This window comes from Streptomyces sp. AM 2-1-1, from assembly GCF_029167645.1.
Lineage (GTDB): Bacteria > Actinomycetota > Actinomycetes > Streptomycetales > Streptomycetaceae > Streptomyces.
In genome coordinates, this window is the sequence record NZ_CP119147.1 from 6,389,609 (window position 1) to 6,412,797 (window position 23,189).

At 73.6% G+C, this 23,189-nt stretch carries 19 protein-coding genes and 1 pseudogene; 9 read left to right on the top strand and 11 right to left on the bottom strand.

What is annotated here, in order from left to right; translation table 11 throughout:
• Window positions 1–64: 64 nt before the first annotated feature.
• Entirely contained in the window at window positions 65–910 is an 846-nt protein-coding gene (locus tag PZB77_RS27850; RefSeq protein ID WP_275495385.1) for a fused MFS/spermidine synthase, read from the top strand.
• Here PZB77_RS27850 and PZB77_RS27855 read toward each other — a convergent pair.
• A complete protein-coding gene (locus PZB77_RS27855; protein WP_275495386.1) occupies window positions 872–2,323 on the bottom strand; it encodes an MFS transporter in 1,452 nt (483 codons plus the stop codon). The two genes, PZB77_RS27850 and PZB77_RS27855, sit on opposite strands and share 39 nt — an antisense overlap.
• A gap of 219 nt (window positions 2,324–2,542) precedes the next feature.
• Window positions 2,543–3,607, bottom strand: a complete 1,065-nt coding sequence (locus tag PZB77_RS27860) for a hypothetical protein (protein WP_275495387.1) — start codon at window positions 3,605–3,607, stop codon at window positions 2,543–2,545.
• Between the two features lie 420 nt (window positions 3,608–4,027).
• Between PZB77_RS27860 and PZB77_RS27865 the strand changes: the two genes are divergently transcribed.
• Window positions 4,028–4,675 carry a DedA family protein gene (locus PZB77_RS27865; RefSeq protein WP_275495388.1) on the top strand — a complete coding sequence of 216 codons (648 nt, stop codon included), beginning with the start codon at window positions 4,028–4,030 and terminating at the stop codon, window positions 4,673–4,675.
• 75 nt (window positions 4,676–4,750) lie between these two features.
• Here the strand turns inward: PZB77_RS27865 and PZB77_RS27870 are convergent, their stop codons facing one another.
• Window positions 4,751–5,281, bottom strand: a complete 531-nt coding sequence (locus tag PZB77_RS27870) for a gamma carbonic anhydrase family protein (protein WP_275495389.1) — start codon at window positions 5,279–5,281, stop codon at window positions 4,751–4,753.
• Between the two features lie 157 nt (window positions 5,282–5,438).
• On the opposite strand from PZB77_RS27870, the gene PZB77_RS27875 reads away from it, so the two are divergent.
• Entirely contained in the window at window positions 5,439–6,188 is a 750-nt protein-coding gene (locus PZB77_RS27875) for an acyltransferase (protein WP_275495390.1), read from the top strand.
• 14 nt (window positions 6,189–6,202) lie between these two features.
• On the opposite strand, the pseudogene PZB77_RS27880 reads toward PZB77_RS27875, so the two are convergent.
• Window positions 6,203–6,442 (bottom strand): annotated as a pseudogene (locus PZB77_RS27880) (hypothetical protein); the annotation flags it as partial.
• A 218-nt stretch (window positions 6,443–6,660) separates the two neighbouring features.
• Between PZB77_RS27880 and PZB77_RS27885 the strand changes: the two are divergent.
• Window positions 6,661–7,233, top strand: a complete 573-nt coding sequence (locus tag PZB77_RS27885; protein WP_275495391.1) for an XRE family transcriptional regulator — start codon at window positions 6,661–6,663, stop codon at window positions 7,231–7,233.
• A 123-nt stretch (window positions 7,234–7,356) separates the two neighbouring features.
• Here PZB77_RS27885 and PZB77_RS27890 read toward each other — a convergent pair whose 3' ends face one another.
• Together PZB77_RS27890 and PZB77_RS27895 are read right to left on the bottom strand one after the other, a co-directional pair.
• Entirely contained in the window at window positions 7,357–8,214 is an 858-nt protein-coding gene (locus PZB77_RS27890) for an AAC(3) family N-acetyltransferase (protein WP_275495392.1), read from the bottom strand.
• Window positions 8,215–8,309: 95 nt separating this feature from the next.
• The gene (locus PZB77_RS27895; protein ID WP_275495393.1) at window positions 8,310–8,717 is read right to left on the bottom strand and encodes a CoA-binding protein; all 408 of its coding nucleotides are present in this window, start codon (window positions 8,715–8,717) and stop codon (window positions 8,310–8,312) included.
• A gap of 259 nt (window positions 8,718–8,976) precedes the next feature.
• On the opposite strand from PZB77_RS27895, the gene PZB77_RS27900 reads away from it, so the two are divergent.
• The 3 genes from PZB77_RS27900 to PZB77_RS27910 all read left to right on the top strand — a co-directional run bounded on the left by PZB77_RS27900 (window position 8,977) and on the right by PZB77_RS27910 (window position 14,122).
• Window positions 8,977–9,603, top strand: coding sequence for a YigZ family protein (locus PZB77_RS27900; RefSeq protein WP_275495394.1), 627 nt, complete (start codon window positions 8,977–8,979; stop codon window positions 9,601–9,603).
• Between the two features lie 272 nt (window positions 9,604–9,875).
• Complete coding sequence (locus PZB77_RS27905) at window positions 9,876–11,042, top strand: exonuclease SbcCD subunit D (RefSeq protein ID WP_275495395.1); 1,167 nt, start codon at window positions 9,876–9,878, stop codon at window positions 11,040–11,042.
• Window positions 11,039–14,122, top strand: a complete 3,084-nt coding sequence (locus tag PZB77_RS27910) for an SMC family ATPase (protein WP_275495396.1) — start codon at window positions 11,039–11,041, stop codon at window positions 14,120–14,122. Before PZB77_RS27905 ends, PZB77_RS27910 begins: the two co-directional genes overlap by 4 nt.
• Window positions 14,123–14,251: 129 nt before the next feature.
• Here the strand turns inward: PZB77_RS27910 and PZB77_RS27915 are convergent, their stop codons facing one another.
• On the bottom strand, window positions 14,252–14,698 hold the full coding sequence (locus PZB77_RS27915) for an Lrp/AsnC family transcriptional regulator (protein WP_275495397.1): 447 nt from the start codon (window positions 14,696–14,698) through the stop codon (window positions 14,252–14,254).
• A gap of 93 nt (window positions 14,699–14,791) precedes the next feature.
• Between PZB77_RS27915 and PZB77_RS27920 the strand changes: the two genes are divergently transcribed.
• A complete protein-coding gene (locus PZB77_RS27920) occupies window positions 14,792–15,310 on the top strand; it encodes a rhodanese-like domain-containing protein (protein ID WP_275495398.1) in 519 nt (172 codons plus the stop codon).
• Window positions 15,311–15,569: 259 nt separating this feature from the next.
• Complete coding sequence (locus tag PZB77_RS27925; protein ID WP_275496243.1) at window positions 15,570–16,388, top strand: isocitrate lyase/phosphoenolpyruvate mutase family protein; 819 nt, start codon at window positions 15,570–15,572, stop codon at window positions 16,386–16,388.
• Window positions 16,389–16,400: 12 nt separating this feature from the next.
• On the opposite strand, the gene PZB77_RS27930 is transcribed toward PZB77_RS27925, so the two are convergent.
• From PZB77_RS27930 to PZB77_RS27945, 4 genes are all read right to left on the bottom strand, one after another.
• Window positions 16,401–17,273, bottom strand: coding sequence for an ATP-grasp domain-containing protein (locus PZB77_RS27930; protein ID WP_275495399.1), 873 nt, complete (start codon window positions 17,271–17,273; stop codon window positions 16,401–16,403).
• A 347-nt stretch (window positions 17,274–17,620) separates the two neighbouring features.
• Window positions 17,621–19,306, bottom strand: coding sequence for a DUF885 domain-containing protein (locus PZB77_RS27935; protein WP_275495400.1), 1,686 nt, complete (start codon window positions 19,304–19,306; stop codon window positions 17,621–17,623).
• A gap of 265 nt (window positions 19,307–19,571) precedes the next feature.
• Window positions 19,572–21,116, bottom strand: a complete 1,545-nt coding sequence (locus PZB77_RS27940; protein WP_275496244.1) for a GNAT family N-acetyltransferase — start codon at window positions 21,114–21,116, stop codon at window positions 19,572–19,574.
• Window positions 21,117–21,564: 448 nt separating this feature from the next.
• Window positions 21,565–23,142, bottom strand: a complete 1,578-nt coding sequence (locus PZB77_RS27945) for an alkaline phosphatase D family protein (RefSeq protein ID WP_275495401.1) — start codon at window positions 23,140–23,142, stop codon at window positions 21,565–21,567.
• Window positions 23,143–23,189: the final 47 nt, after the last annotated feature.

A 23,189-nucleotide genomic window follows, 5' to 3' on the forward strand; every position in this document is an offset into this window, starting at 1 on the left:
CGCCCCACCCGGGGAGGCACGCCCGGCGCACCCCCCGTCCCGGCCGACACCCCACAATGGGGGAGTGAACGAGCCGATACCCGTCATCCGTGATGTCGACCGCGGTACCGCCCGCCTGCTGCCCGACGTCGACCGGGACCGCGCCTGGCTGCTCACGGTCGACGGCGCCCCGCAGTCGTACGTGGACCTGGACGACCCCGCGCACCTGGAGTTCGAGTACGTCCAGCGGCTCGCGCACGTACTGGACACGGCCGCGGCCGCGGGCGAACCGCTCGACGTGCTGCACCTGGGCGGCGGCGCCCTCACCCTGCCCCGTTACACCGCCGCCACCCGGCCCGGTTCCCGCCAGCGCGTGGCGGAAGCCGACCGGGGACTGCTGGACCTGGTGGCGGAGGTCATGCCGCTCCCCGACGGCAGCGGCATCGCCGTGCACGCCGAGGACGCGCGGGAACTGCTGGAGCGGACCGCACCGGACTCGGTGGACGTACTGATCGCCGACGTCTTCGGCGGGTCACGGGTCCCCGCCCACCTCACCTCCGTCGAGTACGCGCGGGCCGCGGGCCGGGTCCTGCGCACGGGCGGGGTCTACGCGGCCAACCTCGCCGACAGCGCGCCCTTCGACTTCCTCCGCTCCCAGCTCGCCGGCTTCGCCGCCGTCTTCCCGGAACTGGCGGTCGTCGCCGAACCCGCCGTGCTGCGCGGCCGGCGTTTCGGGAACATCGTGCTGCTGGCCGCCCACGCGCCCCTGGACACCGCCGCGCTCACCCGGCGCTGCGCGGGAGACGCCTTCCCCGCGCGGGTCGAGCACGGCCCGGCGCTCACCCGCCTGATCGGACGGGCGCAGCCGGTCGCCGACGCCGAGGCGGTCGCCTCACCCGAGCCGCCCCAGGGTGCCTTCACCGTCGGCTGAGGAACCGTCGGCTGAGGAAGCGCCCGGTGGAGGAGCGGACGCCGATGCGGCGGGAGCGGCAGCCAGGAGGGACGCGGCGGGGAGCGGAGTGGCCGTGAGGGGAGTGGCCGGGAGAGGAGCGGCCGGTGCCTGCGCGGCGTCCCCGGTGGGGGAACCGCCCTTCGCGACCGGGGCGGTGTGTTCGCGCCGGGTCATGTTCCGTACGTCCGGTACGAGCAGGACCAGCGCGGTCGTGAGCACCACCAGGGCCGCGCACCCCCAGAGCGCCGTGCTCCGCCCGACCAGTCCTTCGACCGGGCCGGCGACCGCCGTGGCGAGGGGCAGCATCGCGACCGAGCCGAACCAGTCGTAGGCGGAGACCCGCGACAGCTTCTCCTCCGGGATCTCCTGATGCATCGTCGTCATCCAGGACACCCCGAACACCTCGAGGGTGACCCCGCTCACGAACATCACGGCGCAGAGCCCCGCCACCGGCAGCGGTACGGCGAGCGCGGCCGAGGGGAGAGCCAGCGGAAAGACGCCGAGGGTGCCGGCGAGCAGCAGCCGCCGGGGCTTCCACCGGGACATCAGGACCGCCCCGCCGAGCGTGCCCACACCGAACGCGGCCAGCGCGGTGCCCCAGGGGCCGGGGCCGCCGAACTCGTCGCGGGCGACCAGTGGACCGTAGACCGACTCGGCGGCGCCGACGACCGCCACCACCACCGAGAACTGCGCCACGATCGCCCACAGCCAGGGACGGCCGATGAACTCCTGCCACCCTTCCCGCATGTCGGAGAGGAGGCCGCCGCCCGGCTCGCGGGCGGGGATGTGACTGACGTCGAGGAAGGCACGGAGGCCACCGGCGACCGCGAAGGCCGCCGCGTCCACGGCCAGGACCCACCCCGGGTTCACCGCCGAGGCCATGATCCCGCCGAGAGCCGCCCCGCCGATCCCGGCCCCCTGGCTCGACATGCGGAAGAAGGAGAAGGCGCGGCCGGCCTGCTCCGGGGTGACGGAGGACATCAGCATGCCCTCCGCGGCCGGGTTGAAGAAGGCCTGGCCGGTGCCGCAGAGCGCGGTGAGCACCATCATCTGCCAGAGCTCGGCCGTGCCGGTCAGGACGAGCACGGCGAAGACGGCCTGCGAGACGCAGTTGAGGGCGTTGGCCGCGACCATGACCCGGTGCCGGGGCATCCGGTCCGCCACGGCGCCGCCGATCAGGATGAAGAGCACCAGCGGAAGGGTGCGCGCGGCGGCGACGAGCCCGATGTCCCCGCCGTCCCCGCCCTGCCCCAGCACCGCGAACGAGGTGGCGATCAGAGCGCTGCTGCTGCCCACCCCGGTGATGACGGCGGCGCTGGTCAGCAGGGTGTAGTTGCGGCCGGCCCACTCGGGGCGGCGGCGCTTCACGGGGGAAATGGCGGGGGATGTCACCCAGGGACTAAACACGCCGGGGCCCCGCGTTGCCAAATGGATATCTTCCACCGGAGGGCCCGAGCCGCCGTCCCCCGGGCCACCCACCCCCGGGGCCGGCCGCGCGGGGCCCGGCGCGTACCCGCCGCCCGCGTCCCGGCCGCGGTTCTCCGGGCGCCCGCCGCCGGGCTCCCGGGGAACCCGGCGGCCGGGGGCACGGTCGGCGGGACACGGCCGCGGTCAGGAGGTGGCGTCCACCAGCCGGACGGTGCTCAGGATCTTGTCGATCGTGGTGTCGGGGAGTTCGTCCTCCACGCCGGCGTTGGCGTAGAGGATCCAGGTCGCGTACTCGCCCTTGTCGTTCTTGAAGCCGAACGCCACCGACTTGCCGTCCGTGTCGCACTTGTTCTTCTTCGCGAGACCGAGCGCGGTGGCCTTCACGACACTGCCGGACAGGCCGGACTTGGTGGTGAACGCCTCGGGAGACCCGACCTTCACCTTGTCCTTGGGGTCGGACTGCCCGTACGCGGCCCAGACCCAGGTGCCCGCCGCAGCGGTCGCGGCCTCGTCGGTCGACTTGGCACCCTGCGCGCCCTTGCTGCCGGCCCCGGCGAGGTCGCTCGTCTCCTCCCTGCCGTCCTTGTCGGAGTCGTCGACGCACCACTTGCTCTGGTAGAACGCGGGGGCACTGAACCCGGCGACCGGTCCGCCCGTCGGGTTCTTGGCGTCCTCGAACCCGGAGATCAGGCCGGCGCTCGCCACCTCCCAGTCGCCCGGCACGTCGAACTGCGTGCCCCACTTGGGGTTGGTGACGACCTTCCACCCGGGCACGGTCGGCTGCGGGTCGTTGTCGTCGCTGCGCGGGTTGGCCGGCGGGGAGGTGACGGCGGACGGCTTGGCCGGGGCGGACGACGAGGCCTTGCCGTCGGCGACGTCCTTGCCGCCGCCTCCGTCGTCCTTCTTCATCACGACGATGCCGGTGACGACCGCCGTCGCCACCACCGCTGCCGCCGCGACCACGGCGACCACCGCCGTCTTCCGCTTGTCGTCGGGCGGCTTCGGTGCGCCGGGAGGCGCCTGCACGGCGTACGCCGGCACGGTCGGCTGCTGGTACGGGTTCGGCTGGGGATGGCCGGGCTGCGGCCCGCCCTGCGGGTAGCCCTGAGGCTGCCCCGGCTGCCCCTGCGGGTACCCCGGCTGCTGCTGGTACGGATTCGGTTGCTGGTACCCCGGCTGCTGGTACGGATTCTGGCTCGGGTCCTGCGGGTTCTGCTCGCCCCCGGGCGGCTGCTGTCCTGGCCACATGGCGAGTAACCATAGAGGGACCCGGGGCCCCGGGCTACGGCTGCCCCCGCGGGGGACGGCCAGGAGGCTGTCCTACCCGTGAGTAACCCACGTGGCCGTGAGTGCCGCAGCGGAGAAGAGTCCCGGAGAGACGCTCGCCGCGACGGTCCCGAAGGCCGGCGCTCCCCCTCTCATTCGCCCGGACGACGGACCAGCACCCACCGCTGATCCTCCCGGCCGGTCCGCTGATCCTCCCGGCCGGTCCGCCGTGTCGGGCCATCCGCCGGCGTGCTCCGCGGACCGGGGCCACCCTCGCCGGCCGGAGTGCCCGCCGTCGGGCGCGGCCGTCCCCGGCGTGGTCGGGCCCGGTACGCTGGCCCCTGTTGCCGTGGCGTCGCAGGGACGGCCGGCAGGGGGAACACCCGCACGGGAGGAACGGCTTTGCACGTCCAGGAGTGGCTCGAAACCATCCCCGCGCTCAGCATCTACCTTCTCGTGGGGGGCGTCATCGGCGTCGAGAGTCTGGGCATTCCGCTGCCCGGCGAGATCGTCCTCGTCTCCGCTGCGCTCCTCGCGTCCCAGCACGGGGAGATCGACCCGTACATCCTCGGGGCCTGTGCCACCGCCGGGGCCGTCATCGGCGACTCGATCGGCTACGCGATCGGCAGGAAGGGCGGACGCCCCCTGCTGGCCTGGCTGGAGGCGAGGTTCCCCCGGCACTTCGGCGCCGCCCAAGTCGGCATGGCCGAGCGCTCGTTCCAGAAGTGGGGCATGTGGGCGGTGTTCTTCGGCCGGTTCGTGGCGCTGCTGCGCATCTTCGCGGGCCCGCTCGCCGGCGTGCTGCACATGCCGTACTGGAAGTTCCTGATCGCCAACGTGCTCGGGGGGATCGTCTGGGCGGGTGGCACCACCGCCGTCATCTACTCGGTGGGCGTGGTGGCGGAGGCATGGCTGAAGCGCTTCTCCTGGCTGGGGCTGGTGATCGCCGTACTCATCGGCCTGGCGTCGATGCTGGTGCTGAAGAACCGTGCCAAGAAGGCGGCCGCCCAGGCCGGCGAGGTCCCCGCGCCGGTCGCCACGGCGGACTGAGGGACCCTGCCGGGGCACCGGAGCCGGTACACCCGGGCCGCGCGACCGGCACCCCTCCCGGCTCCGGCCCCCGGCTCACTCCGCGTGTGCCCGCCGGTGGGCCTTGGCCAGTTCCACGTAGCCGACCGCGTTGAACCTGATCCCCTCCAGCTCCTCCGCCGTGACCTCGCGCTTGACCCGGGCGGGCACGCCCGCGACGAGGGAACCCGGCGGGACCCGCATGCCCTGGGGGACGAGGGCCTGCGCCGCGACCAGCGATCCGGCACCGATGTGCGCGCCGTTGAGCACGGTCGCGCCCATGCCGATCAGTACGTCGTCCTCGATCACGCATCCGTGCAGCACGGCGTTGTGGCCCACCGACACCCGGGCTCCGACCGTGAGCGGGAAGCCCGGGTCGGTGTGGACGCTGCAGTTGTCCTGGATGTTGCTGTCCGCACCCAGCGAGACGGGTCCGCAGTCGGCCCGCAGGACGGCCTGGTACCAGACGCTCGAACCGGGCGCGAGCGTGACCTCGCCGAGCACGACGGCGGTCGGCGCCACGAAGGCGTCCGGGTCGACGAACGGCTCCTGGCCACCCACACCCCTGATCAACGGCTGTTCCGCCACGGTCCGCTCCTTCGTCCGGTGATGACCCGTCGGGGGAACCGTAGGTGACGGGTGCGCGCCTCCCCGCCAGTGGGGTGAGTACGGCGGTGAAGCGGTGGGGTGAACATCACAGAGCGGAGTGCCGAGGGGGGTGAATCCGGAGGGCTACCGTGAGCGGGTGCCGAAGAGCGATCACACCCCCTCCTTCCTGTCCCGCTGGTGGCGTCGCGCCGCCTCCCGGGCGGTCCACCGCGGCCGGGCCTGGGTGGGGGAGCACGGTGCGGTGACCGCCGAGCACCCCGGTCCGCTGCGCTTCCGCCGGATCGGGGAGGGGACGCGGCTGGCGTTCCCGCAGGGCACGGTCTTCGGTGAGCCGTGGATCCGTCTGGGAGACCATTGCGTCATAGCCGAGCAGGTGACGCTGACCGCCGGGATGATGCCCGGCCTGGAACTGGGCCCCGACCCGATCCTGACCCTGGGCGACGGTGTCGTCCTCGGCCGCGGCAGCCACGTCATCGCCGACACCACGGTGACGATCGGCTCCGACACCTACTGCGGGCCGTACGTCTACATCACCTCGACCAACCACAGCTACGACGACCCGGACCAGCCGGTCGGCCGGCAGTGGCCGCGTACGGAACCCGTGGTGATAGGCCCGGGCTGCTGGATCGGCACCGGAGCGGTGGTGCTGCCCGGCGCCCGGCTCGGCCGCAACGTCGTGGTGGCGGCGGGCGCGATCGTGCGGGGAGAGGTCCCCGACCACGCCGTGGTGGCGGGCGCCCCGGCCCGGGTGGTGCGGAGTTTCGACCCGGAGCGGGGCTGGCAGCCCCCGCTGCGCACGCCCGCGCCCCGGCCCATCCCCGAAGGCGTCACCCCCGCGCAGCTCCTGGACTTCGCGGCCTCGGACAACGCCGCCGGTCCCGTCTGACCCGCACCGCCCGGTCCGGGCGGGGAGATCACGCCCAGGGGACCGAGGGCGAGTGCCTGGCAGAAGCAGAGCCTCGCCACCGGGCCGACAGCGCCGGCGGCCACTGCGAACCAGAGCCGGTCGCCCGCCTCGCTCCACGCGCCGGTCGCCACCGCGGTGGCTCCCAGCCCCACCACGGCGATCACTTGTGAGACGACGACCACGGTCAGGGCGGGGATCCGGCGGGTCGGCGGACCGCCCCCGAAGTCGGACAGCCCTCAGAGGAGACCGGTGGCCAGGGCGAAGAGTGCTGACAGGACGGGCCTCGCAGTACAGTGCGGCGAACGGTGGGACGTGGCGCGGGGGGTGCGCGGCCGGCGGGCGCGCACGGGCGACATGCGCTGCGGGCCTTCGACGGTGCGCGAACGGCTGCGGGGCGCATCACCCGGTAGTTCATTTTTTTGCACTCGGCATCAAGGATATTGGACTGAATGTGTCTGATCTCGATCAGTTGACCCAGTCGCTGGCCCGGAACCTCAAGCGCTGGCGGGGGGAGCGCGGCTTCACGCTCGACGCTCTCGCGGCCCGTTCCGGCGTCAGCCGAGGAATGATCATCCAGATCGAGCAGGCCCGCACCAACCCGAGCGTCGGCACCACGGTCAAGCTCGCGGACGCCCTCGGCGTCACCATCATGGCGCTCCTCGACTACGAGCAGGGCCCCCAGGTCCGCCTGGTCGGCCCCGAGCAGGCGGTACGCCTCTGGTCGACCGAGGCGGGCAGCTCGACGACCCTGCTCGTCGGCGCCGACGCGGGTGGGCCCTTCGAACTCTGGTCCTGGCACCTGGAGCCGGGGGACGGCAGCGCCTCCGACCCCCACTTGGAGGGAACGGTCGAACTGCTCCACGTCACGGCCGGGGAGCTGACCCTCCTCGTCGGCACGGAGGCCCACACCGTCCCGGCCGGCACCTCGGCGACCTTCCAGGCGCACGTCGCCCACGCCTACCGCAACGACGGCACCGAACCGGTCGAGCTGACCATGGCCGTCCGGATCCCGCCGGTCCGCTGAAACCGGCATGCTCCGGCTCGTGGGCGGCTGTCGGCGTGCTGGGCGGGTCCTCATCGGCAGCGGCAGCGGCGGGCGCCGCGGTGTGCTGCTGGGCCGTGCTCCGGCGTACGCCCACTCTTCCGGTCAGTGCCGCCGGGGCCCGTACGCCACCGCCGGCGGGGGGCCGGCGCGCCGGGCGTCGTACGGGCCGGTGCCGTGGGTGAACCGGTCCACCGCGAAGTCCACCGCCTCCCGCACGGGCACCAGGGTGCCGGCCGCCTCACCCACCCGGCCGGTGCGGACGGTTCCCGGACCCGCGGCGGCCGCGAACTCCGCGCCGAGCGCCACGAAACCGGTGTCGTCGAGGGCCACGTCCTCGTACTCCCACCACCGGCCCGCACCGGCTGGGCCCACCACACACCGGTAGCGGCGCACGGGCGGGTCGGGCACGCGGTACTCGGCGAGGTGGAAGGCGCTGAACGTGCCGAAACCGGTGCCGAGCAGCAACGCCTGCGCCTTCGCCTCGTACAGGCGGGCGAGCGGCGACTCCTCGCCGAGGTGGCAGTCGGCGCGATGGTCCCGGGTGAGCCGTGCGGCGTCCGGGCCGAGAGCGGCGAAGGAGGTCTGCGGGTGGCCGCTGCGGCGCGCGCCGGGGCTGAGCCGTACCGCCTCCGCGAGCCGGCCCATCGTCGGGGCGGGGGTGGTGGCCGGATCGAAGGGCGGCATCCGCGCGCGTACCCGGGCACGCTCCGCGTCGGTGAGACCGGCCACGCGCAGCAGATGAGCGCGCGAGGTGTCGGAGTTCTCCTGGGTGAACGAGGGGACGACCAGCGTCCCCTCCGGCCCCAGGGCGGCCCGCAGCCCCGCCACCACACCGGCCGCCCGACGGTCCGGAGGGCGCAGCGCACGCATCGAGGCGTGCACGATCAGCGTGCCCCCGGGACGCACGCCCAGGGTGAGCAGTTCGGCCGCCAGCCGCTCCGGGTACGACACCGTGTCCACAGCCGGCCATTCTCCGCCCCCGTCCGTGCTCCCGGAAGGGTGTGACCGGCCCCGGCCGGTCTTGCCCCGACGTGATCGGCGCGGACCGGACCGGATCAGTCCAGGGAGCGGATCTCGATCGCGGGGCAGCGGTCCATGACCATGTCAAGTCCGGCCTCGCGCGTGCGTGCGTACGCCGCCTCGTCGATCACCGACAACTGGAACCAGACCGCCTTCGCGCCGATGGCCACGGCCTCGTCCGCCACGGCGCCGGCCTGCTCGCTGTTGACGAACACGTCCACCACGTCCACCGGGAACGGGATGTCCGCGAGGGAGGCGTACCCCTGCTCACCGTGGACCGACTCGGCCTTCGGGTGGACGGGGACGACCCGCTTGCCGAACCGCTGGAGGACGCCGGCGACCCCGTAGGCCGCGCGGGAGGTGTTGGAGGACAGGCCGACCACGGCCCAGGTGTCTCCGGAGTCCAGCAGGATCCGCCGGACCGTCTCATCGTCTGCGTACATGCCACCGACAACCCGGCAGGATCCGCCGCCATTCCCGCATCGCCACCGCGATCCCGGCTCCGCCGTGCTCCCCGCCCCGCCGTTGCCGTCGGCCCCACGAGGAAGCACGGGGCGGCCCCTCGGGTGGTGTCCGGCGGATCACGGCCGGGGTCGCGAGGCCCCGCAGGGTGCGTCGCGAGGCGCCGCAGGGTGCGTCGCGAGGCGCCGGACGCCGTGACCTGCCCGACCGTGGTCCGCCGGACCCCCCTAGGCTGGCCGCATGCAGGAGCAGTACCGCACCATCGCCCGAGCGGGCGTGCACGAGACCGAGATCAACCGTTCGCGGTTCCTCTGCGCGCTCGCCCCCGCCGCCACCGAACAGGACGCGCAGGAGTTCGTCGCCCGCGTCCGCAGGGAGCACCCCACCGCCGGCCACCACTGCTACGCCTACGTGGTCGGCGCCGACGCCTCGGTGCAGAGGGCCAGCGACGACGGCGAACCCGGCGGGACCGCCGGTGTGCCGATGCTGCAGATGCTGATGCGCCGCGAGGTCCGCTACGTCGTCGCCGTCGTGACCCGGTACTACGGCGGAGTGAAACTCGGCGCCGGCGGCCTCATCAGGGCGTACGGGGGAGCGGTCGGCGAGGCGCTGGACGACGTGGGCACCCTCACCCGCCGCCGCTACCGCCTGGCCACCGTCACGGTCGACCACCAGCGGGCGGGCAAGCTGGAGAACGATCTGAGGGCGACCGGAATCTCCGTGCGCGAGGTGCGGTACGCCGAGGAGGTCACCCTCTCCGTCCAGCTCCCCGACGCGGACGTGGACGGGTTCCGGGCCTGGCTGGCCGACGCGACGGCCGGCTCCGCCGCACTCGGACTCGGCGGCGAGACCTACGGGGACGCGTGACCTACGCGGGGTGACGTACGGTCTCCGTGACCGCGGGCCGGACCACCGCCGGTGAGGTTCGCCACCTCGGGCGATGCGGGAGCCGGCACCCGACGGCATTAGCGTGGAGCCCGCACGGCCCCGGCCGGGGCCCGGTGGACTCCACGGGTTCGCGGGTTCACGGGTCCGCGCGGGCAACAGGAGACCGGGACGGCCCGGCGGGGCGCGAGGCCTCCGCCGGTCACGGGGCGGAGGACGAGGGACATGCGGACCACAGCGGGCGGAGCGACGCCTTGAGGATGCTGCACACCTCGGACTGGCACCTGGGCCGGTCCTTCCACCGCGTCGCCCTGCTCGACGCCCAGGCCGCCTACCTCGACCACCTCGTCGCCACGGTCCGCGACCGCGAGGTCGACGCGGTCCTCGTCGCCGGTGACGTCTACGACCGCGCCGTGCCGCCGCTCGCCGCCGTCGCCCTCTTCGACGCCGCCCTCCACCGGCTCGCCGCCCTCGAAGTGCCCACCGTCATGATCTCCGGCAACCACGACTCCGCCCGCAGGCTCGGGGTCGGCGCCGGGCTGATCGACCGGGCCGGCATCCACCTGCGCACCGACCCCGCCGGGTGCGGCACCCCCGTCCTGCTCGCCGACGCCCACGGCGAGGTCGCCTGCTACGGGCTGCCCTACCTCGAACCCGCTCTGGTGAAGGACTCCCTGGGTGCCGGCAAGGCCGCGCACGAGGCCGTCCTGACCGCCGCGATGGACCGGGTCCGCGCCGATCTCGCCGGCCGGGCGCCGGGTACCCGCTCCGTGGTGCTCGCGCACGCCTTCGTCGCCGGCGGCGAACCCAGCGACAGCGAGCGCGACATCACCGTCGGCGGAGTCGCCGCCGTACCCGCGGGCGTCTTCGACGGCGTCGACTACGTGGCCCTCGGGCACCTGCACGGCAGCCAGCGGGTGACCGAGCGGGTGCGGTACTCCGGCTCCCCGCTCGCGTACTCCTTCTCCGAGGCGGACCACCGCAAGACCATGTGGCTGATCGACCTGGACGCCGAGGGCACGGTCACCGGCGAGCGCGTCGACTGCCCGGTGCCCCGGCCCCTCGCCCGGCTGCGCGGCCGGCTCGACACGCTCCTGACCGACCCGGATCTGGAACGGCACCAGGACTCCTGGATCGAGGCCACCCTCACGGACGCCACCCGCCCCGCCGAACCCATGGCACGGCTCGCCGAACGGTTCCCGCACACCCTCAGCCTCGTCTTCGACCCGGAACGGGGCCCCGGAGACCCGCTCGCCTCGTACGCGCAGCGCCTCAAGGGCCGCGACGACCACCAGATCGCGGAGGACTTCGTGGCACACGTGCGCGGCGGCAGCGGACCCGACGACTCCGAACGCGCCGTGCTGCGCGCCGCCTTCGACGACGTACGCGTGGACGACGGCGTCCGGGAGGTGTCCCGATGAGGCTCCACCGGCTCACCCTCACCGCCTTCGGCCCCTTCGGCACCACCACCGAGGTCGACTTCGACGGGCTCAGCTCGGCCGGCCTCTTCCTGCTGCACGGACCCACCGGAGCGGGAAAGACCTCGGTGCTCGACGCGGTCTGCTACGCCCTCTACGGAGCCGTCCCCGGTGCCCGGCAGAGCCCCGGCACCTCGCTGCGCAGCGATCACGCCGACCCCGGTACCCCCACCGAGGTACTCCTGGAACTGACCGCCGGCGGGAGGCGCCTGGAGATCACCCGGTCGCCCGCCCAGTCCCGCCCCAAGAAGAAGGGCGCCGGCTGCACCACCGAGAAGGCCCAGAGCCGGCTTCGCGCCTACGACCCCGACAAGGGCTGGCAGGCCCTCAGCAAATCCCACCAGGAGATCGGCGAGGAGATCACCCAGCTCCTCGGCATGAGCCGGGACCAGTTCTGCCAGGTGGTGCTGCTCCCGCAGGGCGACTTCGCCCGGTTCCTGCGGGCCGACGCCGAGGCGCGGGGCAAGCTCCTCGGCAGGCTCTTCGACACCCGGCGCTTCGCCGCCGTCGAGGAACGCCTCGCCGAACTGCGCCGCGCGGCCGAGTCCCGGGTGAGGGCGGGCGACGAGCGTGTCCTGGCGATCGCCCAGCGGCTGGCGCAGGCCGCGGGACCCGTCGCCGAAACCCCCCTGCCCGCCCTCCAGCCCGGCGAACCCGGCCTCACCGAAGGCGTGCTGGGATGGGCGGCGACCGCGCGCTCCGGCGCGCGGGAGCGGCTGGAGATCACCCGCGTCGCGGTGGCCGCCGCCGAGGAGCGCCGGGGGGCAGCCCGGGACGCGCTGGACGCGGAACTCGAACGGGCCCGCCTCCAGCAGCGGTTCGCGGAGACCCGGCGGCGCGCGTCCGCTCTGGAAGAGGGCCGCGCCGAACGCGACCGTTGCGACGAACGCCTGGCCAGGGCCCGCAAGGCGGAGCTGATCGTCCCCGCCCTCGACGTGCTGGACGCCGCCGAGCGCGAGGCCGCCGCCGCAGGAGCCGACCGTGACCGCGTCCGCGCCCGGCTGCCCGCCGAACTCGCCGACGCGTCGGCCGGACACCTCGCCGAACTGGAGCGTCGCTACCGGCAGGAGCTGGGCGGCCTCGACGCCGCCCGCCGCGCCGAATCGCGCAGCACCGCCATCGACGCCGAACGGGCCCAGCTGGACGACGAGTCGGCCCAGGACGACGAGACGATCCAGGAAGCGGCCGCCTGGCTGGCCGGCTGGGACGACACCCGTACGGCCCTGACCGCCGAGGTCGAGGAAGCGCAGGAGGCCGCGACCCGGACGGAACGGCTCGCCGCACGGCTCGCCGTCGCCCAGAACCGGTTGGACGCCGCCCGGCGCCGTGACGCTCTCGCCCGTGAAATCGAGGGTGCCAGGGAGGAGTTGACCGCCGTCCGGGAGAGCGCGCTGCTCGCCCACGAGCGGTGGCTGTCCTTGCGGGAGCGCCGACTGGGCGACATCGCGGCCGAGTTGGCGGCCGGTCTCACCGCCGGAGAACCGTGCGCGGTCTGCGGATCCGCCGACCACCCCGCGCCCGCGCGGCCGGGTGACGGGCATGTGGACCGCGCCACCGAGGAAGCGGCCCTCGCCTCCCACCGGGCCGCCGAGCAGGACCGGGTCCGGGCCGAGCAAGGGCTCGTGCTCCTGTCGCAACGGCACGCCGCGGCGCGCGCCGATGCCCTCGGGGACGCCCGTGACGGGCTCGCCGCCCCGGTGGTCACGGACGGCCCGGACGCCCCTGACGACACGGAGGCGGGGCGGAGGACCGGGTCCGGTGACCCTTCCGTCGCCGTACTGAGCGCGCACGTCCAGGAGTTGACCCGCGAGCACCGCGAGGCCCACCGGCTCGCCACCGGTGCGCACCGGGCCCGCGAGACCCTGGCCGCCGCCCAGCGGGAGCACCAGGACCGGCTGGACCAGCGCCGCCACGCCGAGCGGCGGGCGGCCGGCCGCATCTCCCGGCGTGAGGCCCTCGACCGCGAACAGGCGGCCCTGGAAGTCGAACTCGCCGGTGTGCGCGAGGTGTCGGGCTCCATCGCGGCCCACGCCGACCGGCTCGCCCGCCGCGCCGACCTGCTCGCCGCAGCCGCCGACGCCGTGCGGGTCGAAGCGAGCGCGGCCGAGCGGCGGAAGGAAGCCGACGGTCGCCTCTCCGACGCCGCCTTCCGTGCCGGATTCGACACCCCGCAGGCAGCCGTCGCGACCCTCCTCGACCGGTCCGCGCAGCGGCAGTTGCAGAGCCGGATCGACGTCTGGCAGGCCGAGGCGGCCACTGTCGCCGACCGGCTCGCGGAGGACGACGCCCGCGAGGCGGCGGGCCGCCCCGCCGCGGCACCGGACCGGGCGCGCCAGACGTACGACCGCGCCGAGACCCTGCTGCGGGACGCCTCTGCGTCTCTCGCCGCCGCCCAGGAACGCACCACCGAGCTGGACCGCCTCTCCCGGGAAGCCGTGACGGAGACGCGCGCTCTGGGACCGCTCCGGGCGGAGTACGAGGGGGTCGCCCGCCTCGCCGCGCTCACCGCCGGCACCTCGGCCGACAACGAACGCAAGATGCGCCTGGAGTCCTACGTACTCGCCGCCCGGCTGGAGCAGGTGGCGGCCGCCGCCACCGTGCGGCTCCAGCGGATGTCCGCCGGCCGCTACACCCTGGTCCACTCCGACGCCCGCACCGGGGGACGCCGGGCCGGACTGGGGCTGCACGTCGTGGATGCCTGGACGGGACGCGAACGCGACACCGCGACCCTCTCCGGCGGCGAGACCTTCTTCGCCTCGCTGGCCCTCGCCCTGGGCCTCGCCGACGTGGTGACCGACGAGGCGGGGGGCACGCGGCTGGACACCCTCTTCATCGACGAGGGCTTCGGCAGCCTGGACGAGCAGACGCTCGACGAGGTGCTGGACGTCCTGGACGCGCTCCGCGAACGGGACCGCAGTGTCGGTATCGTCAGCCACGTGGGCGATCTGCGACGTCGGGTACCCGTGCAGCTCGAAGTCGTGAAGGGGCGGCGGGGATCGACGGTGCGGCATCACCTGGGCTGAGCCGCGGGTACGCGCCTGCGCGGTGCCCGGTCGGGGGCGGGTGCTCGTCGGGTCCGCCCCTCCCGGCCGATCGATCGCCTTCGGTGGGCGGTCGATCGGCCGCGGCCGAGATCCCCGGCCAGGCTCTCTTCACCGGGTGATCGGGCGCCGGGGGAGGGGGGAGGAGTACACCACGCTGGTGGTCACCGCCCCCAGACCGCTGATGCGCCCGGTCACCTCTTCCAGGTGGCGCATGGAACGGGCGGTCACCTTCAGGACGAAGCAGTCGTCGCCGGTGGTGTGATGGGCCTCGATGATCTCCGGGGTGGTGGCGAGGAGATCGTGGAACGGCTTGTAGTTGCCGGTCGGGTAGCGCAGCCGTACGAAGGCCAGGATCGGCAGTCCCACACGTTCCGGCTCGACGGCGGCGCCGTACCCGCTGATCACCCCGGACTCCTCCAGCCGCCGGACCCGTTCGGTCACCGCGCTCGGGGACATGGCCACGGCCCGCGCGAGATCGGCGAAGCTGGCCCGCCCGTCGCGCTGCAGTACCTCGAGGATGCGCCAGTCGGTGGCGTCCGGGGAATAGTCGGTCATGTGCCCAGACAACAGGGGAATCCCCGGCCGATCAAACCGAGCGGCGTGGTTCGGACCTTCTTGTGGGCAGCGCAACCGCCTAGATTTCTGTCCATGACCTCTCCGACACTCGTGCCCCCGCCCCTTCCGGCGCCGCGGGCCGCTCCCTCGGACCACCCCGTCCTGAGGGTGCCGCCGGCCCCTCCGGCCATCGCAGCCGCGTACTTCGCCGCCTCCCTCGCCTTCCACGCCGATGTCTCCGACGTCGCGGCGGCCCTGACCCTCGACGGGGGCCCGGGCATCACCGTGCTGGACTCCCGCTCGGCGGCCTCGTGGGACCAGGGCCACATCCCGGGCGCGGTGCACCTGCCCACCGCTCTGATCCCGGAGCAGGCCGCCCGGCTGCTGGACCCCGCGGTCCCCGTCGTCACCTACTGCTGGGGGCCGGCCTGCAACGGAGCGACGAAAGCCGCCCTCGCTCTGGCCGAACTCGGCTACCAGGTCAAGGAGATGCTCGGCGGGTTCGAATACTGGGCACGCGAGGGCTTCGCCTTCGAGACCTGGCAGGGCGGGGAGCGGCACGACCCCGACCCGCTGACCGCACCGGTGGGCGACGAGAACTGCGGCTGCTGAGCCGGGCCGGGTCCGGGGTCCGGTAAGGGCTCGGGGGTGCTCCGGGCTCGGAAGTCCGGGTAGGAGCCGGGATCGGTTCGGAGGTCGTCCGGGGGAAGGCCCCCGGTCGGAGCTGGGATCGGTTCCATGCAGGCGGGGCGGGGCGGGGCGGGTCACGGTCGGGCCCGGCCAGGGGCGCGCCCCGTTCTTGTCGGAATTCCGCCGGACGTCGGGTGATGCCCGGTGCTTGACTGCGGACATGCACCTCATCTCCGCAGAAATGACCTCCACCCGCGCGGACCGGGTCCAGCTCCTCCGCTCCCTGCACACCCCGTCCAGACCCCTCGCCCTCGCCAACGCCTGGGACGTGGCGAGCGCCCGCGTCATCGAGGAAGCGGGTGCGCCCGTCATCGCCACCACGAGCGCCGGTGCCGCCTGGTCGCTGGGCTCGCCGGACGGCGAGACCCTCACCCGCGACGATGCCCTGCGACTGATCGCCCGCATCGTCGCGGCGGTCGCCGTTCCGGTCACCGCCGACATCGAGGGCGGGTACGCGAGCGACGCAGCCGGCGTCGCCGAGACCGTGGCCGGGGTGCTGGCGGCGGGCGCCGCGGGCATCAACATCGAGGACGGCCCCCGGCCGCCGGCCGAGTTCGAGGCACGGTTGGCCGTGGCACGGCGGGTCACCGAGCGCGCGGGGGTGGACCTGTTCGTCAATGCGCGCATCGACACCTTCCTCCTCGCGCTCGGTGACCCGGAGACCCGGCTGGAGGAAACCCTGGCCCGGGCGCGCCGGTACGTCGACTCCGGCGCGGACGGCGTCTTCGTGCCGGGTGTCACCGACGCCGCCACCCTCTCGGTGCTGGCCCGGGAGATCTCCGTACCGCTGAACGTCATGGCCGGCCCGGGTGCCCCGACCGTGGCGGAACTCGGCGCTCTGGGAGTGGCGCGCGTCAGTCTCGGTTCCGGCGTCGCACAGGCCGCCTACGCGGCCGCCCGCCGCGCGGCGCGGGAACTGTCCGCGACCGGTGCCTACGCGTCCCTGGGCGACGGCATCGCTTTCAGGGAGCTCGACGCGCTCGTCGCCGGCCCTCGCTGAGGACGCCGCCCCTCACGCCCCCGCGTCGCGGAGCGCCTCCAGCAGAGGCCGCGCGCCGGTGCCGGCGGGGAACCCGCTCACCTGTCCGTCGCCGACCTCGACCACCCGCCACGCACCGTCCTCACGGAGCGCCAGATCGGTGGTCACCAGCCGGCACCCGAGCCGGCGCACGGCCTCGCCGACCCGGCCCAGCTCGGGGTCCGGCCGGTCGCCCGGGGTGTCCGGATGAGCGGTCACCATGACCGGCACCCCGTCCACCCACCACGCCCGCGCCTCACCGTCCGGCACGAACCGTTCGAACGCGCGCACCACCATCCCGCCGGCGAGGAAGTCGCCCTGAAGCTCGGCGAACCGTGCGACGACCGCCCCAAGCCTCTCGGCATCCCGCAACTCGGGTACGAAACATGCCTCGTGCCACTCGTGCTTCCGTGACTTCACGAAGTCCTTGACGATCCCGGGGCCCCCGCCGAGCGGCCGCGCGAGCGCGGCCCAGAACGCACCGTCCACCGGTACGGGAGTCGTACCGGTGAGCGGGTGCCAGACGCTGCGCGGTGTCAGCTCCTCGAACACGGCATACCAGCCGGGAAGTTCGTGGGCCGCCCGGTACGCCGCCGCGTCCGTGAGCAGCCGGGCACCCCGCGTGGCGAGCGCCTCGCCCAGTTCGGCGTACCGCTGTACGGGGATCATCCACCCCCGGTACCAGTACGGCCCCGAGTCGCGGGGGACCCGGGCGACCGCCCCCGCCGCGTCGCCGACGAGGAGGGCGTCGTGGTCGATGAGGGCGAGCCCGGCGCCCATCTCCCGTACCACCGCTGCCTCTTCGGCGAACTCGGGGTCCGGGCGGTTCGGGCGCAGGGGGTCGGAGCAGAAGAGGAAGCCGGGCATGGGGGCGCCTTCGGTCGCGGGCCCGTGGGTTCGGGGCGGTACGGGAGACGGTACCGGCGCGGGGTCGCAGGGGCCCGGGAGTTCTCGCGCCGGGGGTCCTCGGCGCCGAGGGTCCTCCGGGAACCACAACGGACGGGACCGGCACGGGACGGGGACAGGGATGGGGATGGGGTGCGTGGGTCGGCGCCGGCGGGAGCGGTGGTGGCGGACCGGGGGGGCGGTGCCGGGACCGGTACGGCGGCCCTCTCCGGCCCCGGGCGGGCAGCGGGATCGCCGCCCGGCCGGGGCCGGTGTGCCCGAGGTCCCGCATCGGCGGACGACTGCCGCGTCGGCGGAACCCGCCGGCGTCAGAGCTTCGAGAGCTCCTCGACCAGATCGTCCAGCCCCAGGGAACCCTGGGAGAGCGCGGCCATGTGCCAGGCCTTGAGGTCGAAGGCGTCCCCGTGCGCCGCACGGGCGTTCTCCCGGCCCAGCAGCCAGGCACGCTCGCCGAGCTTGTAGCCGATCGCCTGGCCCGGCATGGAGAGGTAGCGGGTCAGCTCGCTCTCCACGAAGTCCGCCGGACGGCCGCTGTGCTTGCCGAAGAACTCCTCCGCCAGCTCCGGGGTCCACCGCTCACCCGGGTGGAACGGCGACTGGGCCGGGATCTCCAGCTCCAGGTGCATGCCGATGTCCACGATCACCCGGCAGGCGCGCATCATCTGGGCGTCCAGGTACCCGAGGCGCCGCTCGGCGTCCGGAAGGAAACCCAACTCGTCCATGAGCCGCTCCGCGTACAGCGCCCAGCCCTCGGCGTTGGCGCTGACCTGGCCCACGGAGGCCTGGTACCGGGAGAGCGACGAGGCGACGTGGGTCCACTGCGCGATCTGGAGGTGGTGGCCGGGCACACCCTCGTGGTACCAGGTGGACACCAGGTCGTAGACGGGGAACCGGGTCTCGCCCATGGTCGGCAGCCACGTTCGGCCCGGACGGGAGAAGTCCTCGGACGGACCGGTGTAGTACGGGGCGGCCGCACCGCCGGCCGGGGCGATCCGCGACTCCACCTTCCGTACCCGCTCGGCGAGTTCGAAGTGCGTACCGTCCAGCGCCTCGATGGCCTCGTCCATCAGGCCCTGGAGCCACTTCTGGACCTCGTCCACGCCCTCGATGTGCTTACCGTGGACGTCGAGGTGGGCGAGCGCCTCCCAGGGACCCGCGCCGGGCAGGATCTTCGTGGCCTCGGTCTTCATCTCGGCCAGCAGCCGGTGGTACTCGGACCAGCCGTACGCGTACGCCTCGTCCAGGTCCAGGTCGGTGCCGTTGAAGTAACGCGACCAGCGCGCGTACCGCTCCCTTCCCACGGTGTCGGGTGCACCCTCGATCGCGGGGGCGTACACCTCGGCCATCCAGTCGCGCAGCGCCACCAGCGCCTCGGTCGCGACGCGGGCACCCTGGTCCAGGTCCGCGCGGAGGGCGGCCGGGCCGGGCGCGACGAACTCCTCGAAGAAGGCGGTGCCCTCGCCACCCGCCCACGCCGTGAGCTGCTCGATGAACGTGGCGGTGGGCCGGGGGCCGCCGTAGAGCTTGCGTTCGAGGCCGAGGGCGAGGGAGGCGCGGTACCCCTCAAGGGCCGCGGGAACCGCGTTCAGCCGGTCGACGACCGCCGCCCAGTCCTCGTCCGTGTCGGTCGGCGTCACCGTGAAGGCCTCGCGGACGCTGTGGGCCGGGGAGTGCAGATTGGAGACGGCCCGGAGACCCTCGTCCGCCGCGTGGACGGCGAGTTCGGCGGTGAGGCGCTCACGCAGCAGCCTGCCGCAGCGGCGCTCGGCGTCGCTGTCGGCACCCGGAAGGAGCTCCGCCGCGTCCAGCTTCACCAGGGTGGCACGGGCGAGATCGGCGATCGCCTCCTGACCTTCGGGTGAGAAGTCGGGCAGGCGGCGTGAACTCGCCGAAACGCCCAGATAGGTCCCGAGGATCGGGTCGAGATCGATGATGGCGTCGACGTAGGCGTCGGCGACCTGGCGGGGCAGTGCGCTGCTCGAAGTGTCTGACATGCGGACATCCTCGTACGGGAACCGGCCTTCCGTCACCCCGCCCCTGGGCTCGACCGGAAACGGACCCAGGCCTGGTGGGGGATGCGGAGCGGATCGGGGCAGGGACACGGGTTACGCGCGCCCGACCTCACCGGCGATCCTCCGGGGCGGGGGACCCGGAGCCGCAGGGGGATGCGCCGCGTTCCGGCGCGGCTGTGCCTGCGCCTGTGCGTACGCCGCGGTCCGAGGAGCTGCTGCTCCTCGGACCGCGGCGGGACCCGGTGGGTCAGCGGCGTGATTCCCAGGCCCAGTCGGCCGGGTCGATCCAGTGAGGAGCCGTGGCCGGTCCGGCGGAGCCGATGGAAGCAGTCGATCCGTTCGTACCGGTGAGGCCCGCGGAGTCCGCCGACTCGGCCGGAACGGATCCGTCCGCCCCCTCGGACGCGGTGGTGGTCGCGTTGGTCCGACGGGAGGTGAGCCGGGCGGTGATCACCAGAGTGCCCTCCTCGATCTGATAGTCGAGGGGGAGGCCGAGCCCGCGCATCGCCGCGACCATCCCGGTGTTGTTCGCCTGGGTCACGGCGTAGACCGAGTCGCAACCCGCCTCGGCGGCCAGACCGACGAGACGCCGCAGCAGTTCGGAGCCGACACCGCGTCGCTGCCAGTCGTCCTCGACCAGGAGGGCGACTTCAGTCTCGTCCCCGTCCCAGAGGAGGTGGCCCAGTGCGACGATCCGACCCGCGTCCGTCTGGACGGTGAGGGTGCGGCCGAAGCGCGGGCTGAGCAGGTGATCGAGGTAGCGGTCCGCGTCCGCGACGGGACCGTGGTAGCGGAGCCTCAGCGTCCCGGTGGAGCAGCGGTCGTGCATGGCGCGCGCGGCGGCGAGGTCGCTCTGGTCCGCGCGGCGCACGGTGATCTCGGGACCCTCCGCGAGTGTGAAGACGTCCTCACCCCGCGGGACACGGGGACCGAGGCGCGCGTCGAGCTCGACGAGGGCCCGGGCCCGGGCGAACTCGGTGGGGGTGAAGGGCAGGTAGGGGCGCTCCACCGTGATCACTCCACCGGAGGGGTCGCGCAGCCGCATGACCGTCTCCTCCAGGACGCCTTCCACCGGAGTGTTCTCGCCCGTGGCCCGCCCGGTCACGGAGACGGCCGGCAGGGAGTGGATGGTGCAGCGGCCGAGCAACTGGCGGAGGGAGAGAGGGAGTTCCGCCGCGTCCAGCGCGGTGCGGGTCGCAAGGCCCAGGACCCGGGTCGGGGTGTCCACCAGATCGTGGGCGTCGGCCCGCTCGATCCAGGTGGACGCGCCGCCGGCGGCGGAGACCTCACGCGTGAGTTCCGAGGCGCTCAGCGACGAGGGCGCGCGCAGCAGGAACTCGTCGATGGTGCCGTCCGCCAACGGGTGCGTCTGCAGGGTCAGGATGTCGATGCGCAGACGTGCCAGCGCGATGCACAGCGCCGCCAGACTTCCGGGGGTGTCCTGAACCGTGGTCCGCATCCGCCACAGGACCGTCTCGTCGAGTGCGGGAGACGCCTCGAAGGAGAGGGCCAGGCCGAGCTCGGTGCCGTAGCCGCCGGCCGCCCCGGCGGCGGCGACGCCATCGCCCCCGGTCGGTGGGGCGTGGCTGTGCCTCCGTGCCCACCATGTGTGGAAGGTGGCGGTGGCGATCAGCGCCACCGCCGAGGCGATGAGCAGATACGGGCCGTCCGGCTGGTGCCCGATGAGGTTCGCGACGACGTCGGCCACCGCCACGGCGGTGAAGAGGGCAGCGAGCTCGATCAGGTCCCGTCGCCAGTGGTGAGGACGGCGGGCGGTCTTCGCGGATGTCACATCAGTCATGACCTCACTGTGACCGAGCGGTGTTGCCTGATCACGAACGCATTGTGACCGATGGGTTAAGTGTGGATCTAGTCGTCTTTCGTCGCTTATCGGTCAGGTGTTGACTGAAATCGCCGTGTTCGGCTGCCCGGGGTGAACGCTGTTCCTGGGTCGGCCGCGCGGGACCGGGCTGCCGCGGGACCGGGTCGGGGCGGACCGGGTCCGGGGCGGAACGGGTCACGATTGGGGCGGGGCGGGGCGACGGGGCGATGGGACGAGCCGCGATCGGGGCGGGGCCGACCGGATCAGGGACCACAGCAGGGCCGACCCCACCCGGCGCACGGCAAGAGAGCCGACGAGAGGCGCGTGGGGATGCCTAGGGGGCGGGGGAGGGTCAGGCCGCCCCGTGTCGGGAGCGACACCGGACTTCCTCCGCCTCCCGGCGGCACCCCACGGCGGGTCACTGGCCCGTGAGGCCCGGCTGCAGCACCTTGGTGAAGAGGATCCTCCCGCCCTGCTGCCGCAGTCGCACCGTCATCTCGCCGCTGGCTCCGTCGATGTCGACCTCGCCGAAGAGCGGTGGCATCTCCAAAGGAGACAGGTTCGACCGGGTCGGTGCCTCGACGAAGACCCGGTCGGGGCCGAACGTGCCGTCCAGCGCACTCGCCGGGAAGGCGCCCGCCGCCAGCGGACCGGAGACGAACTCCCAGAAGGGCGCGAAGTCCTTGAAGGCGGCGCGCTCGGGAAGGTAGTGCTGCGCGGAGGTGTGGTGCACGTCCGCCGTCAGCCAGACGGTCCCCGTGATCCGGCGGTGCTTGATGTACCGCAACAACTCCGCGATCTGCAGCTCCCGCCCGAGCGGCGCGCCAGGATCACCCTGTGCGACCGCCTCGAAGTTCGTGGCGCCGTCGGGCACCACGAGACCCAGCGGCATGTCGGCCGCGATCACCTTCCACACGGCACGCGACCGGGAGAGCTCGCCCTTGAGCCACCGGAGCTGCTCGGCGCCGAGGATCCCGGTGGTGTCGTCGGCCTGACGGTCCGGCGAGTTCGCGTTGCGGAAGGAGCGCATGTCGAGCACGAACACGTCGAGCAGCGGGCCGTGCCGAACCACCCGGTGCATGCGGCCCTCCCCCGGCGCGGTGCGCAGGGTGGCGACGGGAAGGTACTCGCGGTAGGCCCGGACCGAACGTGCCGCCAGCACGTCTACGTCTTTCTCCGTATAGCGGACGTCGTCAAGGATCTGGCCGGGGTACCAGTTGTTACGTACCTCATGGTCGTCCCACTGCACGATCGACGGCACCTGCGCGTTGAACTCACGGACGTTCGCGTCCAGCAGGTTGTACCGGAAGTTGCCCCGGTACTCGTCGAGGGTCTCGGCGACCTTCGCCTTCTCCTCGGTCGTGACGTTGCGCCAGATCCGCCCGTCGGGCAACGTCACCGCGGGCTCGATCACCCCGTCCGCGTAGATGCTGTCGCCGCTGCAGAGGAAGAAGTCGGGGTCGAGGTCGCGCATCTCCTCGTAGACGGTGTAGCCACCGAGGCCGGGATTGATGCCCCAGCCCTGCCCGGCGATGTCGCCGGACCAGAGGAACCGCGCCCCGGCACGCCTGCTCGCCGGAGCGGTGCGGAAGGTTCCGTACACCGGACGGCCCGTGCGACGCGGATCGTCCGGGTCGGCCAGGATCACCCGGTAGTGGATCTGCTCGCCGGCCGGAAGTCCGTGGAGCGCGGTCGTTCCGGTGAAGTCCGTTCCGGCGCCGATCAGCGGCCCGTGCCAGAGGCGGGACCTGCGGAAGGACTCCGTGGCCGACGTCTCGACGAGCATCCGGGCCGCGCGGTCGGCGCGTACCCAGACCAGCGCGGTGGACGCGCTGACGTCGCCGACCTGGACACCCCACTCGGCCGACGGGCGGCCCGACCGCGCGAACGCCGGCGCGCCGGAGACGGCCGGAAGGGTCATCGCGGCCGATGCGAGGAGCGAACCGCGCAGAACGGTCCGACGGCCGGGGGAGAGGGTGTGCGGACGGTTCGTCATCGATGCGCCTCCGGAGGATGTGCGGACTGCAAGCCGGTGCGCGCCGG